Below are 15,353 nucleotides of genomic sequence, written 5' to 3'. Positions count from 1 at the left end.
ACATGTGAAACAGCCCTTTTGTATCGCCATCCAACACCGCTGCTAATCGAAATCCCACTTCTTATCAAACACTGCTTTCTCCATAAATTCTTAAAAGCTGTCGGCCACCAGCTCCGTGTACATTTCACCGTATATCAGCCAAATGCGCTGTATGTGGTTTCCCAGATGGGAAAAACAGCATGCCGACACCACAGTAGCCGAAAGGAAACACTGTGCGCAGCACCTCGAATTGCTGCAGTTTATCCACGCTCGCCCCATCCAACCCCCGCCAAACAGCATCTTTAGTTAAGTTGGTTTGCTATAGAGGCAGCGCCGGATGATACCGCGCCACCTTTACACTTTTCAGGTAGCCCGCCCCTTGTCCCCAAACCCTGCTTTCTTGTATCCTTCGCCCTTCCTGTTAAAAATTGCAAAAAACCATCATGACAGCTTTACAAAGATTCAGCCGCTTCATCGGCAACACCTTTGCCCTGTGGGCAGCGCTGTTTGCCATGGCCGGCTTCTTGGCGCCTTCCCTCTTCACCAGCTTCATCGCCCCCTACATCCCCTGGCTTTTGGGCATCATTATGTTCGGCATGGGGCTCACCCTCGCCCCCTCCGACTTCAAAATCCTCGGCCAACACCCCAAAGCCGTGCTCATCGGCGTGGTGGCACAGTTTGTGATTATGCCCACCACCGCCTACTTGCTCTCGCGCACCCTTAATCTGCCGCCGGAAGTGGCCATCGGCGTGGTGCTGGTGGGCGCCTGCCCCGGCGGCACCGCCTCCAACGTAATGACCTTTCTCGCGCGCGGCAACGTGGCGCTCTCCGTGGCCGTTACCTCCATCAGCACCCTGCTCGCACCCCTGCTCACCCCGGCGGTGTTCTTCCTGTTTGCCAACCAATGGATCGATGTTTCCGCCACCACAATGCTGGTCTCCATTTTGCAAATGGTGCTGCTGCCCATCGTGCTGGGCGTGGTGGCGCACACCCTGTTCCGTAAGCAAACCGCCGCCGCTCTCGATGTGCTGCCGCTGATTTCCGTGCTTGCCATCGTGCTGATTATCGGTGCCGTGGTGGCCGGCAGCCGTGCGCAGATTATTGAAACCGGCCTGTTGATTTTCGGCGTGGTGGTGCTGCACAACGCCATCGGCTATGCCTTAGGCTTCCTCGCCGCCAAACTCTTCGGCCTGCCCTACGACGCGCAAAAAACCCTCGCTATCGAAGTCGGCATGCAAAACTCCGGCCTCGGCGCGGCGCTGGCCAAAGCCCACTTCGCTATGATGCCGCTGGTGGCCGTACCCAGCGCCATCTTCAGCGTGTGGCACAATATTTCCGGCTCCCTCCTCGCCTCCTATTGGGCCACCAAAGCCGAAAAGCAGACACAGGCCGCACAAAAGGAAAACACTGCCGCCAAGTAAGCCACACCGGCTGCTGGCAGCAAAAGGCTACCTGAAATTTTCAGGTAGCCTTTTGGCACTCCACATCTAACTCTATCCCTCGTTATCAATCAGGCTTCTTAACAATCTATGTGCAAACGGTTGGGTCTATCTCCCCTCTGCTGGCACAGCCGAACGAAGCACAGTTTTTCGGGGAACAAGGGCTTGCATGTTCGAAGCGGCGCAGCCGCAAGTTGCGAGCCCGCCCGAAAAACTGTGCAGAGTGAGGGAAGTTTAGCGAAGCTAAACCTTTGCCCGCAGTCGCCTTTCTTTTGCTTCCTTTTCTTTGGCGAAACAAAGAAAAGGAAGTGCCTGCGCCGGCATAAGGCGCAAAGGCGAACAGGAAATAAATGGAAAAGGCTACCTGAAACTTGGTAAGCCGCAAGAAACACTGCCTATACCACATGAACACAAAGCATTATGCGATTAAGGTTAGAGAGAAGCCTTTTTGTAGAGCGCCCAAGCACACCGCCGAATCTGATACAATCCGCACCTTTCCCGCCAACTGCCGCCCGGCCCACTGCTATGACCCAACACACCGCCCGCAAACGCTTCGGACAGAACTTTCTGCAAGATTCCCGCATCATTGCCGACATCGTCCAGGCCGTGCGGCCGCAGCCTGCCGATACCGTAGTGGAAATCGGCCCCGGCCTCGGCGCGATTACCGAACCCTTGGCCGCCAAGCTCGATTGCCTGCACGTGTGCGAAATCGACCGCGACATCATCGGCTACCTGAAAACCAGGCCCTATGCCGGCAAGCTCGTTATCCACGAAGGCGACGTATTGCAGTTCGATTTCGCCAGCGTGCCCGGGCGCAAAAAAATCGTCGGCAACCTGCCCTACAACATCTCCACCCCGCTGCTGTTCCACCTCAGCCGCTATGCCGACGAAGTGGAAGACATGCACTTTATGCTGCAAAAAGAAGTGGTGGAACGCATGGTGGCCGAGCCCGGCAGCAACGATTTCGGCCGCTTGAGCGTGATGCTGCAATACTTCTTTGAAATGGAAAAACTGCTCGACGTACCGCCCGAGGCCTTTTCCCCCGCGCCCAAAGTCGATTCCGCCGTGGTGCGGCTGATTCCAGCCAAATACCGCATCGGGCAGGCGCAGGATTTCGAGCAATTCGCCGCCCTGGTGAAACAAGCCTTCCACCAGCGCCGCAAAACCATCCGCAACAACCTCAAAGGTATTGCCGATGATGGCGATTTGCAGGCTGCCGGCATCAGCCCGCAAGAACGCGCCGAACATATCGCGCCCGAAAAATATGTAGCCTTGGCCAACCTGTTAGCCCAAAAGGCCAGCTAAAACACAATCCCGCCCCGCGCCGATTGTTTCAACCGACAACCCAGCCGTTCCGGAAATAGAAAATGATTAAATTCAAAAATGTAAACAAATGGTTTAAAGAACTGCACGTTCTGAGCGACATCAACCTCGAAGTGAAAAAAGGCGAAGTGGTGGTGGTGTGCGGCCCATCCGGCAGCGGCAAATCCACCCTTATCCGCACCGTAAACCAGCTCGAGCAAATCCAAAGCGGCGAAATCTGGGTGGACGGTGTAGACGTGGCCAGTCCCGCCACCGACCTAAACAAAATCCGCGCCGAAGTCGGCTTCGTGTTCCAACATTTCAACCTGTATCCGCATTTGAGCGTGCTGGAAAACATCGTGCTCTCACCGATAAAAGTGAAAAAGCAAAGCCGTGCCCAAGCCGAAGAAAAAGCGCTGCAACTCTTGGAGCGCGTGGGCCTGGCGCATAAAAAAGACGCCATGCCCGGCGAGCTTTCCGGCGGCCAGCAGCAGCGCGTGGCCATTGCCCGCGGCCTGGCCATGGAGCCGCAAGTGATGCTGTTTGACGAGCCCACCTCCGCGCTCGATCCGGAAATGGTGGGCGAAGTGCTTAAAGTGATGAAAGACTTGGCCGAAAGCGGCATGACCATGATGTGCGTTACCCACGAAATGGGCTTTGCCCGCGAAGTGGCCGATCGGATTATCTTCGTGGATCAAGGCAAAATCGTGGAAGTGGACACGCCGGAAGTGTTCTTCACCAACCCCAGCAGCGAGCGGGCGAAGCAGTTTTTGAAACAGGTGATGAAGGCTTAATCAACTGAATTTTCTAGATAAGAAAAGGCTACCTGAAACTTTCAGGTAGCCTTTGTCGCATTGGGCTACACGCTGAAATATTGGAACATAAAGGCCGGCTTTTGGCCGTTTAAAAAATATTCGCCCACGATATAGCCGATGTGTTGCGCTTCGCCCTCTTCATACAGTTTGGCTTCCACGCCCACAGATTCTTCTTCGCTTTCCAGCTCGGCTTGCTCACCCTCTTCATCATCGCTCAAATCGCCGAAGATGCTCAGACCAGTGCTGCCGCATTCAAACTTATCCATCTCCTCCAGGGAAACGAGATATAGCTTGGTTTTGTCTTCAATGAAATCCAGCATATCGTCAATTTCTTCCAGAACCTCGCCGTGAATATCGAATTGCTCGGCCAAGGTTTGGGTGTCTTGCCGCTTGTAGGCATCTAAAAATACTGCAATGGCTTGGTAAATTTCGGTTTTCGGTTTTAACGGGTACATGGCTGCCACTCCGACAATGGAAGATGGATGCTGCTGCGAGCCGGAGGCTACCTGAAATTCCCGGCTTTGCGGAAACTTCGCGGCACTGCATTTTGGCAAACTCCGCTGTGCTCGTTTTAGCGAAACTCGCTTCGTTCGTTTTGGCGAAACTCGCTTTGCTCGTTTTAGCTTCGCAGAAACTCACTAACGTTCGTTTTCAGGTAGCCTTTTCCACATTCGAACGGCAAGCACCAGAACGGGAAATCAAGCCCACGGCTCTTGGTTTACCTGCTGTTCGTAATCTGCCGGCTCTTCGGCTTCTGGCACGGCTTCGTAGCCATTGGTGCCTTGGCGGTACACGGCGGCGCGGTAGGGAAAGCGGGCTATGATTTCGGCAATGGCGGCATCGAGCTCGGCTTTGGTTTCCCACACTTGGCCGCAGTCGTCGCACATAAACAGCGAGCCGTCTTCGGGGTCGAGCTGGGTTACCCAGCCGGTGCAGTGCGGCAGCGGGCAGCGGATTTTGAAGGCTTGGTTCATGATTGGGTTTCCTTGTGTTGTTAGTTAGCGGTTTTCAGATAGCCTTTTGGTTGGCTACCAAATTGTTTGTAAACGATATGGCTTGCTGCAGTTTTCAGGTAGCCTCCGGCGGGAACAGTTTGCCGGGGTTGAACAGGTTATGCGGGTCGAGCTGTCGCTTAATGGCGCGCATCAGCTCGATTTCCACGGGGCTGCGCACGCTGGGCAGCCAGTGGTTTTTCACTTGGCCGATGCCGTGTTCGGCAGCAATCGTGCCCTGGCAGGCAAGGGTGTCTTGATAGACGATGCGGTTGATGCCGTCTTCGTACTCGTAGGCCTGGTTGCTGCGGATGTGCGGCAGGAAGGTATTGAAATGCAGGCTGCCGTCGCCAAGGTGGCCGAATACGATGATTTCGATGCCCTCATAGGCCTGCTTGAGCGCGGCGGAGGCGTTGGCCACCAATTCGGCCACGCGGGCGATGGGCACGGCGATGTCGTGTTTGATGCTGGCACCGAGCGCTTTTTGCGCGACGGAGATGTCTTCGCGCAGCCGCCACAGTTCGGCGCGTTCGCCCTCCGACTGCGCCAGCACGGCGTTTTCCCAGCCACCAGCAAACAAAAATTCGGCCACATCATTAGCCAATTCAGGCTGGAGCAGGCTGTCGTTCAATTCGAGCAAGACATGCCACTCGGCATCAATCGGCGGGCTGAGGCGGCTATAGGCGGCGGAGAGGGCAAGCGCGGAGCGGCTTACCAGCTCGAAGCTGCACAGCCGCTCGGCGAAACGGCCTTGGATGTGGGTGAGCAGGCGCACGGCTTCTTCAATACTGTCTAAGCCAACCCAGACGGTAGCGGTGGTTTGCGGCGGGGAGAAGAGCTTAAGCGTGGCGGCGGTGATGATGCCGAGCGTGCCTTCGCTGCCGATGAAGAGCTGGCGGATGTCATAGCCAGTGGTGTTTTTGTGCAACGGGGCAAGGTGGGAGAGCAGGCTGCCGTCGGGCAACACCACTTCCAGCCCGAGCACCAAATCACGCGTGGTGCCGTAGCGCACCACGTTCAGCCCGCCGGCGTTACAGGCGATGTTGCCGCCGATTTGGCAGGAGCCTTCGCTGGCGAGGCTGAGCGGAAACAGCCGCCCGGCTTGGGCTGCGGCTTCCTGCACGTTTTGCAGAATCGCGCCGGCTTCCACGGTTATGGCGTTGTCGGCCAGGCTGAGGCTGCGGATGCGGTTGAGCCGCGAGAGATTGAGCAAAATACCGCCGTTTGGCACAGCCGCGCCGCACAGGCCGGTGTTGCCGCCCTGCGGGGTAATCGGCACGCGATGTTCGGCACACCAGCGCACCAGCTTCTGCACATTTTCCACGCTATCGGGCATCACCGCGGCGGCAGCCTGGCCGATATAACGGCCGCGCCGGTCGGCAAGCAGCGGAGCGGGGTCGGCAATGATTTCGCGTTCGCTGAGCAAAGCACGCAGGGCTTGCGGAATATGGGCGGGATTCATTTGAGGCTACCTGAAAGATTGGGATGGGCAGTATTGTAGCGGCAAGACCGAGGTTTCAGGTAGCCTTCAGCCATCGGCAGGCTACCTGAAAACCGAATACCGAATATTGCTTAAAAGTAATTTTTCATCACCACTAATCTAACTTTACTTTTCCAGCCAAGCGCCGTATAGTCGACCAAGTTTTAGCACCCACACCCCAAAGGAACCCTAATGAACAACACCCCGCAAAACCCCGTAAGCTGGTTTGCCATCAACGTGCAGGATTTGGTACGTGCCGCCCGCTTCTACGAAACCGTGTTCGGCCTGCCCCTGCAAGAAGTGCCCGGCAAAAACCCGCAGCACAAGATGTATCTGTTTACCCCCGCTTGGGAACAACACGGCATCGGCGGCATGCTTTGGCACGACCCTGCCGCACAACCCGCCGGCCAAGGCGGCATTACCGTGTTTTTCAACTGCGCCGACTGCACCGAAACCGCCCGCGCCGCCGAAGCGGCCGGCGGCAAAATACTCACCGCCAAATTTCCCATTGCCAACGGCTTTGCCGCCTTTATCGAGGATAGCGAAGGCAACCGCATCGGCCTGCATTCGCCCGCTTAAAATTTCAGGTAGCCCATGCCCAGCCCTATCAATATTGCCGAACTGCGCCGCCGCAACCTGCGCGAATGGATCGACCGCCTGCACCAAGGCCGGCAGATTGATTTCGTATCCGCCACCGGCATCAACCAAGGCGAACTCTCCGCCCTGCTGAAAAACAAGCCGTTCGGCGAGCGCAAAGCCCGCAAAATCGAACACAGTGCCGGCATGCCCGCGCTGTGGCTCGATACTGACCACAGCCAGCCCGCATCTGCTCCACAACCCACCCACAGGAACACCCATCCCATGTCCGCCCCCATTTCCACCATCCCCGAAATTCTGGCCGACCTCAAAGCCGGCAAAATGGTCATCATCACCGATGCCGAAGACCGCGAAAACGAAGGCGACCTGCTCATGGCCGCCCAATTCGTTACCCCCGAAGCCATCAACTTCATGATCAAACACGCCCGCGGCCTGGTGTGCCTGCCGATGGCCGAAGAGCTGGTAGACAAACTCAAACTCCCCCTCATGACCCAGCACAACGGCGCGCAATACGGCACCAACTTCACCGTATCCATCGAAGCCGCCCATGGTATTTCCACCGGCATTTCCGCCGCCGACCGCGCGCTCACCATCCAAACCGCCGTCTCCCCTGCCGCCCGGCCGGAAGACATCGTCCAGCCCGGCCACATCTTCCCCCTGCGCGCCCAAAAAGGCGGCGTACTGGTGCGCGCCGGCCACACCGAAGCCGGTGTTGATTTAGCCCAAATGTGCGGCCTCATCCCCGCTGCCGTTATCTGCGAAATCATCAACGACGACGGCACCATGGCACGCATGCCCGAGCTCACCGAATTCGCCCGGCAGCACGGTCTTAAAATCGGTACCATCACCGACCTCATCGAATACCGCAGCCGCACCGAAACCCTGCTCGAAGAAATGGGCAGCAGCCCCATCCACACCCCTTGGGGCGATTTCCGCCAGCACGTCTATGTAGACAAACTCTCCGGCGAAACCCACCTCGCCTTGGTGAAAGGCAGCCCCCAGCCCGACACCGAAACCCTCGTGCGCGTACACGAGCCCTTCAGCGCCATGGATTTCCTGCAAACCAACCCCCGCCACTCCTGGCCGCTGCCGCAAGCCCTCGAGCGCATCCAAGCCGCCGAACACGGCGTCGCCATCCTGCTGCACCGCACCGAAGACGGCGCCGCCCTGCTCGACCGCACCCTGCCCAAAGGCCAAAGCCAAACCCGCCAATGGGACAGCAAAACCTACGGCATCGGCGCGCAAATCCTCGCCAACCTCCACGTGAAAAAAATGCGCGTGCTCGGCCAGCCATCCTCCCTCACCGGCCTCACCGGCTTCGGGTTGGAAGTGACCGGGTTTGAGAGCATGGAATAAAAGCGATCGTTGCAAGCAAAGGCTACCTGAAAACGAACGTTAGTGAGTTTCTGCGAAGCTAAAACGCAGCGCAGCAAAGTTTCTGCGAAGCCAAAACTTTCAGGTAGCCTTTGCTTATCCACCAATTTATATGGCGATCGGCACATCACCAGCCCGTAGCAAGATGTGCAACCTCTCTCATGCAAAACTCTCCCCATTACTGTAAACCGTAGATCAGGCATTTATGTCCAATAGTCCACAACCGAGAAACTTAAAATAAAGGCTACCTGAAAACCAAATTTTGCACTTTCAGGTAGCCTCTCATCCGCGGCCATTGCCTTTATCTATCGGGCACAAACGACAAGCGCCAAGCGGGCTGACAAGGGTTTCGGCCACGGCGTATAATCCCCTATGCTGTTCAACCGCCCTGCCGACAAACTATTTGCCACACCAATTGGCAGCTAAACAATTAATAAACAATAACAATTTTAGAGCAATCCAAAGGAACACCCTCATGGCACAACCCGCAGCCCAACCACCCAAAGAACAGGTGATTTCCCTGTATCAGGGCGCGAAACGTATTCATCCCAAGCTGGCCAAAGGCCGTTTTGCCAACCTGCGCCTGTGGGCTATTCTGGCCACGCAGTTCGTGTTTTATGTTACCCCCTGGTTCAATCTGCACGGCCGCCAGGCAGTGTGGTTCGACATTCCCGGCCGCCGCTTCCATATCTTCGCCTTCACCCTAGTGCCCAACGATTTGATCTACCTCACCGGTCTGCTGCTTCTCTCGGCTTTCGGCCTGTTTTGGTGGACCACCATCGCCGGGCGCTTGTGGTGCGGCTATGCCTGCCCGCAAACGGTCTATACCGAAATCATGCTGTGGATCGACCACTTGGTAGAGGGCGACCGCAACAAACGGCTCAAGCTCGATAAATCGCCGTGGAACTTCACCAAAATCCGCATTAAAGCCACCAAATATCTGCTGATTTTTCTGGTATGCGCTTGGACGGGCATCACGTTTGCCGGCTGGTTCAGCCCCATCCGCGCGCTGGTAACCCACATCTTCACCTTCAACTGGGCGGCCGTTTCTGGCGCAGCACTGATTGCCGCCACGCTGTATGGCGGGGCTACTTGGCTATTTGCCCACATCATGCGCGAACAGGTGTGCAAATACATGTGCCCCTATGCCCGCTTCCAAAGCGCCATGTTCGACCGCGACACGCTGATTATTTCCTACGACCCGGCACGCGGCGAGCCGCGCGGTGCGCGTAAGAAAAACGTGCAGCGCGAAGACTCCGATTTGGGCGACTGCATCAACTGCACCTTGTGCGTACAGGTATGCCCGGTGGGCATCGACATCCGCAATGGCCTGCAATACGAATGCATCGGCTGTGCCGCCTGCATTGATGTGTGCGATGAGGTGATGGACAAAATGGGCTATCCGCGCGGCCTCATCCGCTACACCACCGAAGGCGCGTTGGAAAAAGACTATCCGGAAAACAAAATCCCGCGCCGTATGTTGCGTCCGCGCGTATTGGGCTATGGTGCGGTGTTGGCCGCAGTGGCCGTTGGCTTGGTGGTCGGCCTTCTGCTGCGCCAGGATGTGCACATCGACATCATCAAAGACCGGGGCGTGATGGTGCGCCAAAACCAAGACGGCTGGCTGGAAAACGCCTATAACCTGCGCATTACCAATGCCAGCGAACACACCAAAATCCTTACCGCGTCAGTGGCCGGCTTGGAAGACATCAAAATCACCGGCCTGCCTGAAGGCGGCCTGCGCCTCAACGGCAGCGACAGCATTTCCATTCCTGTTCAGGTAGCCGTGCTGCCCGATTATGCCGAGCCGGGCAGCAACCCCATCGTCTTCACCTTCCGCTATGCCGATCCCGAAAAGCCGAACGAAGCCGAAACCATCACCACCAAAAGTACCTTCACCGGAGAATAAGCGCATGAGCACGCCCACCCCGCCCCACGCTGGCCGCAGCCCGGCCAAACCGTGGTACAAATATCCTTGGCCATGGCTGCTGATGGCCGGGCCGGCTATCGTGGTGGTGGCCGCTTTCTACACTTATCACCTTGCCGCCACCCGCAACAATCCTTCGTTGGTTACCGACGATTACTACCGAGAAGGCAAAAATATCGCGCTGCAAATGGAACGCGATGAAGAAGCCGAACGTCGGCAAATCCGTGCCGAATTGCTCATCAGCCCCGACAACAACCGCGCCAAAGTCCTGCTCAGCGGCAATATCGAGCCCAATGTACCGATCAAACTGCTGTGGCTGCATCCCGCCCGCAGCGAATACGACCAAACCGTAGAGATGCAGCAACAGGGTAGTGCCGCAGTAGCAGCGAATCGGGTAGAATATGCCGCCGTTTTCCAATCCCTCCGCCCTGCCGACCATTGGTATGTGCGCCTGGAAGACAGCACTGGCAAGTGGCGTGTGCAAGGCATTTGGTATCCCAAACGCGGCAACAGCCTAAGCTTGGTGCCGATGCCGCAGCCGGTGGCGCCCAATCCGCCGAAAACCGAGCAATCCAGCTAAAACCCTGCTTGCCTTCTAACAATCCGGCTCTCCCTGGATGAAGCAAGAACTGCTGCGGCGATCGTTGCTTTATTCGGCGTAGCGGCGCAGATTACGATTTTATTTTATTGGCACCTCCACTTTCAGGTAGCCTTACTCCTCCACCCCATCATTAAGGACTATATTCCATGGACGATATGCTGAAACAAGCCGCCCTCGATTTTCACCAATATCCGCAGCCCGGCAAAATTCAGGTAGCCCCCACCAAAGCGCTGGCCACCCAGCACGACCTGTCGCTGGCCTATTCTCCGGGTGTGGCCGCTCCCTGCCTGGAAATCCAAGCCAATCCGCAGGATTCCTACAAATACACCGCACGCGGCAACCTGGTGGCCGTGGTTTCCAACGGCACGGCCGTGCTCGGTTTGGGCAATATCGGCGCCGAGGCCAGTAAACCGGTGATGGAAGGCAAAGGCGTATTGTTTAAAAAATTCGCCGGCATCGACGTGTTCGATATCGAAATCAATGAAACCGACCCCGAAAAACTGGTGGACATCATCGCCTCGCTCGAGCCTACTTTCGGCGGCATCAACCTGGAAGACATCAAAGCGCCCGAATGCTTCTACATTGAGAAAAAACTGCGCGAACGCTGCAAAATCCCGGTATTCCACGACGACCAACACGGCACGGCCATCATCACCGCCGCCACCGTTCTCAACGGGCTGCGCCTGGTGGGCAAAGACATCGGCCAAGTGCGCTTGGTATGCTCCGGCGCCGGTGCTGCCGCCATTGCCTGCCTCGACTTGCTCGTGGCTTTGGGCATGAAACGCGAAAACATCACCGTGTGCGACTCCAAAGGCGTGATCTACCAAACCCGCGAAGACCGCGAACGCATGGATGCCAGCAAAGTGCGCTATGCCATTGAAGACAAAGGCTGGCGCAAACTTGGCGATGCCGTGCCCGGCGCCGACATCTTCCTCGGCCTCTCCGGCCCCAATGTGTTGAGCACCGATATGCTCAAACAAATGACCGCTTCGCCCATCGTGCTGGCCATGGCCAACCCGCAGCCCGAAATTTGGCCGCCGGAAGCCAAAGCAGCCCGCCCCGATGTGATTATCGGCACCGGCCGTTCCGACTTCCCCAACCAGGTGAACAACGTTCTCTGCTTCCCTTTCATCTTCCGCGGCGCACTCGATGTGGGTGCCACCACCATCAACGAAGAAATGAAGCTGGCTGCCGTGCGCGCCATTGCCGATTTGGCCATGGCCGAGCAAAACGACAAAGTTGCCACCGCCTACACCGGCGCCGAGCTGAAATTCGGCCCCGAATACCTGATTCCCAAACCCTTCGACCCGCGCCTGATTTCCCGTGTAGCGCCTGCCGTGGCCAAAGCCGCCATGGATTCCGGCGTGGCCACCCGCCCGATTGCCGATTTCGCCGCTTACGAAGAAAAGCTGAACGAATTTGTTTATAAATCCGGCCTGTTTATGAAACCCATCTTCGCCCAAGCGCGCCAAGCCCTCAAACGCGTGGTGTTGGCCGAAGGCGAAGACGAGCGTGTGCTGCACGCCACCCAACAGATTGTGTCTGCCAAACTGGCCACGCCGATTCTCATCGGCCGCCCTGCGGTGATCGAAGCCCGTATCCAAAAAATGGGCCTCACTATCCGCGCCGGCAGCGATTTCGAAATCGTCAACAACGAAAACGCCCCCCGCTTCCGCGAATACTGGCAAACCTACTACAACCTGCAAAAACGCAACGGCATCAGCCCCGATTTGGCGCAACGCCACGTGATTGCCAACCCCACCCTCATCGGCGCGCTCATGCTGCACTTAGGCCACGCCGATGCCATGGTGTGCGGCACAGTCGGCCACTTCCGTCATCATTTGGATGTTGTTTCTAATGTTGTCGGCTACAGCAACCCCGAACACACCGCCTGCGCCATGAACGCGCTGATTTTCGGCGGCCAAAACTTGTTCATCGTCGATACCTATGTAAACGCCAATCCGACCGCCGAGCAGATTGCCCAAAGTACGCTGATGTGTGCCGAAGAAATCCGACGCTTCGGCATCACGCCCAGGGTCGCGCTGTTGTCGCACTCCAACTTCGGCTCCGTGCCCTCTGACAGTGCCGAAAAAATGCGCCATGCGCTTGAACTCATTCGTCAAGCCGCCCCGCAGCTGGAAATCGACGGCGAAATGCAGGGCGATGCCGCCTTGGTGGAAAGCCTGCGCCAGCAAAGCATGCCCGACTCCACCCTGAAAGGCGCTGCCAACCTCCTGGTGATGCCCAATGTGGAAGCCGCCAACATCAGCTGCAACCTGCTGCGCGTCGCCAGCCCCGACGGCGTAACCGTGGGTCCGATTCTGCTGGGCATGAAAAAACCTGTGCACATCATCAACCAGCTCGCCTCCGTGCGCCGCTTGGTAAACATGGTGGCACTGGCCGCCGTGGATGCACAGCGCCAAGGCTAAACCAGCTGCAACAGTAAAAATCAAGGCTACCTGAAATTTCAGGTAGCCTTTTCTGCCGCCACACTTTTGCCTCCCACAAACACCGAATTAGCTTATAATCCGGTCTTCAAACACATACCCCCCGTTGCGGAGCAGAATAATGAACTTTTTCGAACAAGCCCGATTCAACATGGTCGAACAGCAAATCCGCCCTTGGAGCGTATTGGATTTCGATGTTCTCGACGCCTTGGCCGAAGTGCCGCGCGAACAATTCGTTGCCCCCGAACAGCAAGCCTGCGCCTACGCCGATCTCTCCCTGCCCATGCCCAACGGCAGCGCCATGCTTGAGCCCAAAGTGGTTGCCCGCCTGATTCAAGGCCTGAAGCTCACCAAACAAGACACTGTGCTCGAAATCGGCACCGGTTCCGGCTACGCCACCGCCGTGCTGGCCAAACTTGCCGGCCGCGTCATCACCGTAGACACCGACGAAGCCCAACAGCAAAAAGCCAAAGCCGTGCTCGACCGCCTCGGCCTCACCAATATCGACTACCGCATCGGCGACGGCCTGGTGAACCCGCCCATCGCCACCGTGAGCGCCATCTACGTGGGCGGCTCCTGCCCCGTGATGCCGGAAACCCTGCGAAATAAATTAACCGCCGGCGGCCGCATGGCCGTAATCGTCGGCCAAGAACCCGTAATGCGCGCCCTGCTCGTGCAATGCAACGGCGAAGCCGGCTGCGAACAAAGCGTGATGTTCGACACCGTTGCCCCTGCCCTCGGCGGCCCCGCCGTGAAAAAACCCTCATCGTTCCGCTTCTAAAAACTTTCAGGTAGCCTCACTGGAAAGGCTACCTGAAATTTATAGTCGTCAGCTGGTATAAAAATAAGGTGAATCAACACCATATCATGCCATTTTAAAAACGACCAAGCAACAAAAAGGCAGCCAACCGGCTGCCTTCCCAAATAACTGGCGCACCCAACAGGGATCGAACCTGTGACCTTCAGCTTCGGAAACTGACACTCTATCCAACTGAGCTATGGGTGCGAGAAGCGCGTAAGATTAACCCAAAACCGGCACAAAGGCAAAAAATTTTGTCTCCTTCCGGCGGCAAAGCGGCACAGAATAGAATTTTACGATTGGAAGCTATAAGCGAATTCAGTATAATTTCGCACAATCTTACAAACCGAAACCAAACCTGTATCAGCCGGATTGAACGTGAATCCAAAAGAAGCGTTCAATAATCTGATTATGTGAAGGTTTCACACCAATAAACAAGCATGCTGCCGCATGCGCCCATAACGACCACAAACCATAAAGCCCATACCATGAACACCACTGCTAACAACATCAAAGGCTCAGCCGCCATCACCTTTATCGGCGGCCTGCTCGTTTTGCTGATTACCCTCTTCCTCCTGGTTAAGCTTGCCACCACCGGCTACTACAGCAACGTTTCCGATATGCAGCCCAGCGCTGTGGAAACCCGTATTCAGCCCACTGGCCGCCTCACTATGGGTGACGGTACGCCTGTTGGCGAACGCGAAGGCAAGCAAGTGTTCGATAAAGTCTGCATCCAATGCCACGGTGCCGACAAAAACGTTGCCTTCGCGCCCAAAGTTACCCATAACGACGAATGGAGCGCCCGCATCGCCAAAGGCTTCGACACTCTCGTTGTCCACGCCATCAACGGCTTCAATGGCGCAGGCCAAATGCCAGCACGCGGTGGCGACAGCACCCTCACCGATGATGAGGTAGCCCGCGCCGTGGCCTACATGACCAACCAATCCGGCGGCAACTTTACCGCCCCCGCCGTGCAAAAAGGCGATGCCGCCGCCTCTGGCGCATCCGCCCCGGCCGGCCAATCTGCCGCCGCCAATGGCGAAGCCGTGTTCAACAAACTGTGCATCGCCTGCCACGCCGCCAATTCCGCCTTCCCCAACTCGCCCAAAATCACTCACAACGACGAATGGGCACCGCGCCTGGTACAAGGCCGCGCCACCTTGGTGCAACACGCCATCCAAGGCTTTAAAACCATGCCTGCCCGCGGTGGTGATGCCAACCTGAGCGATGCCGACGTGGAAGCTGCCGTGGTGTATATGGCCAACCAATCCGGCGGCAAACTGTAAGTCTGTCCTTCCATCATAAAGGCTACCTGAAAATTTTCAGGTAGCCTTTATTTCGCACATCAATCAAGCGGCCTGGCTATCCTGCCGCTTGCAAAAACGCCGCCATCCGTCGCTCGAATGCCCGCACTGCCTGCCGATCGGCACGCGGCGCCATACACAACTGCGCTTGGTGGTAGCCGTTCAACAGTCGGCAGCACATGCCTACCATACTTATCCCAGCCGAGGCAGACCTGCAAACCACGCCAGTTAAACAGGAAATCTTGGCATAAGTAACAAAAAAGGTGCTATTTCAGAGAACCTTGCCAGTAAGTAACA

Annotated in this window: 14 protein-coding genes and 1 tRNA gene; 11 read left to right on the top strand and 4 right to left on the bottom strand. The window is 56.9% G+C overall.

What is annotated here, in order from left to right:
* Positions 1 to 151: 151 nt before the first annotated feature.
* The 4 genes from ACO6EE_RS01190 to ACO6EE_RS01175 all read left to right on the top strand — a co-directional run bounded on the left by ACO6EE_RS01190 (position 152) and on the right by ACO6EE_RS01175 (position 3,514).
* Positions 152 to 289, top strand: coding sequence for a hypothetical protein (locus ACO6EE_RS01190; RefSeq protein ID WP_485958699.1), 138 nt, complete (start codon positions 152 to 154; stop codon positions 287 to 289).
* Between the two features lie 133 nt (positions 290 to 422).
* Positions 423 to 1,400, top strand: coding sequence for a bile acid:sodium symporter family protein (locus ACO6EE_RS01185; RefSeq protein WP_485958698.1), 978 nt, complete (start codon positions 423 to 425; stop codon positions 1,398 to 1,400).
* Between the two features lie 543 nt (positions 1,401 to 1,943).
* The gene (gene rsmA / locus ACO6EE_RS01180) at positions 1,944 to 2,723 is read left to right on the top strand and encodes a 16S rRNA (adenine(1518)-N(6)/adenine(1519)-N(6))-dimethyltransferase RsmA (protein WP_049258683.1); all 780 of its coding nucleotides are present in this window, start codon (positions 1,944 to 1,946) and stop codon (positions 2,721 to 2,723) included.
* A gap of 62 nt (positions 2,724 to 2,785) precedes the next feature.
* Positions 2,786 to 3,514, top strand: a complete 729-nt coding sequence (locus tag ACO6EE_RS01175; RefSeq protein ID WP_003822169.1) for an amino acid ABC transporter ATP-binding protein — start codon at positions 2,786 to 2,788, stop codon at positions 3,512 to 3,514.
* Positions 3,515 to 3,579: 65 nt separating this feature from the next.
* Here the strand turns inward: ACO6EE_RS01175 and ACO6EE_RS01170 are convergent, their stop codons facing one another.
* The 3 genes from ACO6EE_RS01170 to ACO6EE_RS01160 all read right to left on the bottom strand — a co-directional run bounded on the left by ACO6EE_RS01170 (position 3,580) and on the right by ACO6EE_RS01160 (position 5,989).
* Positions 3,580 to 3,990 carry a hypothetical protein gene (locus tag ACO6EE_RS01170; protein ID WP_485958697.1) on the bottom strand — a complete coding sequence of 137 codons (411 nt, stop codon included), beginning with the start codon at positions 3,988 to 3,990 and terminating at the stop codon, positions 3,580 to 3,582.
* Between the two features lie 243 nt (positions 3,991 to 4,233).
* Positions 4,234 to 4,509 (bottom strand): hypothetical protein, encoded by a 276-nt coding sequence (locus tag ACO6EE_RS01165; RefSeq protein WP_485958696.1) that lies wholly within the window; start codon positions 4,507 to 4,509, stop codon positions 4,234 to 4,236.
* 94 nt (positions 4,510 to 4,603) lie between these two features.
* Positions 4,604 to 5,989, bottom strand: a complete 1,386-nt coding sequence (locus ACO6EE_RS01160) for an FAD-binding oxidoreductase (protein ID WP_485958695.1) — start codon at positions 5,987 to 5,989, stop codon at positions 4,604 to 4,606.
* A gap of 210 nt (positions 5,990 to 6,199) precedes the next feature.
* Here ACO6EE_RS01160 and ACO6EE_RS01155 point away from each other — a divergent pair, with 210 nt between their 5' ends.
* The 6 genes from ACO6EE_RS01155 to ACO6EE_RS01130 all read left to right on the top strand — a co-directional run bounded on the left by ACO6EE_RS01155 (position 6,200) and on the right by ACO6EE_RS01130 (position 13,734).
* On the top strand, positions 6,200 to 6,586 hold the full coding sequence (locus ACO6EE_RS01155) for a VOC family protein (protein WP_485958694.1): 387 nt from the start codon (positions 6,200 to 6,202) through the stop codon (positions 6,584 to 6,586).
* 15 nt (positions 6,587 to 6,601) lie between these two features.
* The gene (gene ribBA / locus ACO6EE_RS01150) at positions 6,602 to 7,960 is read left to right on the top strand and encodes a bifunctional 3,4-dihydroxy-2-butanone-4-phosphate synthase/GTP cyclohydrolase II (protein ID WP_485958693.1); all 1,359 of its coding nucleotides are present in this window, start codon (positions 6,602 to 6,604) and stop codon (positions 7,958 to 7,960) included.
* A 493-nt stretch (positions 7,961 to 8,453) separates the two neighbouring features.
* Positions 8,454 to 9,887 (top strand): cytochrome c oxidase accessory protein CcoG, encoded by a 1,434-nt coding sequence (ccoG, locus tag ACO6EE_RS01145; RefSeq protein WP_485958692.1) that lies wholly within the window; start codon positions 8,454 to 8,456, stop codon positions 9,885 to 9,887.
* A gap of 4 nt (positions 9,888 to 9,891) precedes the next feature.
* Positions 9,892 to 10,485, top strand: coding sequence for a FixH family protein (locus tag ACO6EE_RS01140; protein ID WP_485958691.1), 594 nt, complete (start codon positions 9,892 to 9,894; stop codon positions 10,483 to 10,485).
* 167 nt (positions 10,486 to 10,652) lie between these two features.
* On the top strand, positions 10,653 to 12,935 hold the full coding sequence (locus tag ACO6EE_RS01135) for an NADP-dependent malic enzyme (RefSeq protein ID WP_485958690.1): 2,283 nt from the start codon (positions 10,653 to 10,655) through the stop codon (positions 12,933 to 12,935).
* A 139-nt stretch (positions 12,936 to 13,074) separates the two neighbouring features.
* Positions 13,075 to 13,734 carry a protein-L-isoaspartate O-methyltransferase family protein gene (locus ACO6EE_RS01130; RefSeq protein ID WP_485958689.1) on the top strand — a complete coding sequence of 220 codons (660 nt, stop codon included), beginning with the start codon at positions 13,075 to 13,077 and terminating at the stop codon, positions 13,732 to 13,734.
* Between the two features lie 148 nt (positions 13,735 to 13,882).
* On the opposite strand, the gene ACO6EE_RS01125 is transcribed toward ACO6EE_RS01130, so the two are convergent.
* Positions 13,883 to 13,959: transfer RNA gene (locus tag ACO6EE_RS01125), tRNA-Arg, on the bottom strand.
* A 281-nt stretch (positions 13,960 to 14,240) separates the two neighbouring features.
* Between ACO6EE_RS01125 and ACO6EE_RS01120 the strand changes: the two genes are divergently transcribed.
* Complete coding sequence (locus ACO6EE_RS01120) at positions 14,241 to 15,038, top strand: c-type cytochrome (protein ID WP_485958688.1); 798 nt, start codon at positions 14,241 to 14,243, stop codon at positions 15,036 to 15,038.
* Positions 15,039 to 15,353: the final 315 nt, after the last annotated feature.

Source organism: Eikenella sp., assembly GCF_057315495.1.
Note: the sequence above shows the minus strand (reverse complement) of the source record. Positions and strands in the feature narration are given on the sequence as shown.